The organism is Mycobacterium persicum, from assembly GCF_002086675.1.
Lineage (GTDB): Bacteria > Actinomycetota > Actinomycetes > Mycobacteriales > Mycobacteriaceae > Mycobacterium > Mycobacterium persicum.
This window is the reverse complement of the sequence record NZ_MVIF01000237.1, coordinates 1-1,300: the sequence shown is the minus strand read 5'-3', so window position 1 is coordinate 1,300 and position 1,300 is coordinate 1. Positions and strand designations below refer to the sequence as shown.

1 protein-coding gene and 1 pseudogene are annotated in these 1,300 nt (G+C 69.2%); both read left to right on the top strand.

Features of this window, described 5'->3' with window-relative positions; translation table 11 throughout:
• A pseudogene (locus BST40_RS30420) lies at positions 1-306 on the top strand (hypothetical protein); the annotation flags it as partial.
• A gap of 403 nt (positions 307-709) precedes the next feature.
• Positions 710-1,300 (top strand): PE family protein (locus BST40_RS28085; protein WP_142276856.1); only part of this gene is annotated, 591 nt, incomplete at its 3' end.

Below are 1,300 nucleotides of genomic sequence, written 5' to 3'. Positions count from 1 at the left end.
GACCGGGGTGTCGGCGCGTTCGGTGGTGTCGGCGGTGTCGGGGGCCCCGGCGGTGCGGGCGGGGACCTCAACGGCTTGCCCGGTCTGCCAGGTCCCGATGCGCTGAACCAGGCTCTGTTCGCGTTGAATTCCGGGCAGCCGGCGCAGGCATTGAATTCGCTGATGCCCCAGGCGTCGACGCTGGAAGGCCAGTCGGGTGAGGCCGGTGTTGATCCCGGTCGAGGGCTGGTCGGCAACGGCGGCGGCGGCGGGGTGTACGCGACCGGCGGCGGCGGCGGGGCCGGCGGCTCCGGCGCCTCGACCTAAAGCGGGTCACCAGCCCCGGCTAAACATGGGCAACATCAAGCCGAAGATCCGTCACCGGCGTCACGGCGTGTGACCAGTTTTTCATCGCGGCGCAGCTAGGCGCGACGGACCCGGGATCGACCTGGTCGGTGGGTTACCAGGCGGGGCCGGCGGTTCGGCAGCGGCGGTGGCGGCTCCTTGAGTTAGCCCGATCTCCTTGCTGCCGACGTTACGGCCAAGGCTCTTGCCGCCTGAGTCTCAGGCTCTCCACGATGGTTCGCTCCGCGAACCGCTGCTCCGCACGCTGCCCGAGAACACCCCGATCAGGCGTGACCAGCGGATTTCATGAGTTCCAAACGTTCGTCTCAGGGCGCCTCGACACACTTTGCGGAGATTGCTTACGAGGGGCGCTTGGAGGACGCAGATGTCATTCGTGATTGCGGTACCTGAGGTTGTCGACGCCGCGGCAACGGAGTTGGCGCGCATTGGCTCGACGATCAGCCAGGCCAACGTGTTCGCTGCGTTCCCGACTACGACCATCGCGGCTGCGGGCACCGATGAGGTGTCTACGGCCCTTGCCGCACTGTTCGGGTCGCTCGGCCAGGAATATCAGGCGATCAGCAACCAGATGGCGGCCTTCCATGACCAGTTCGTGCGCAACCTGCAGGCCAGCGTGAACGCTTACGCGAGCACGGACGCGGCCAGTGCGATGGCCGCGGCCGAGCAACAGCTTTTGGATGCGGTGAACGCGCCGACGAAGGCACTGACCGGTCGCCCGTTGATCGGCGACGGCGCCGACGGGATCGCACCCGGCCAGAATGGTGGCCACGGCGGCTGGTTGCTCGGCAACGGAGGCGACGGCGCATCGGGCGCTCCCGGCCAGGCCGGCGGTCGCGGTGGTGACGCCGGGCTCATCGGCGGCGGCGGACGTGGCGGGGCCGGCGGCGCGTCCATTCGTACTCCGACGTCGCCCACGGTCTTGCCTGGGGGGGCCGGCGGTGACGGGGGTAGGGCC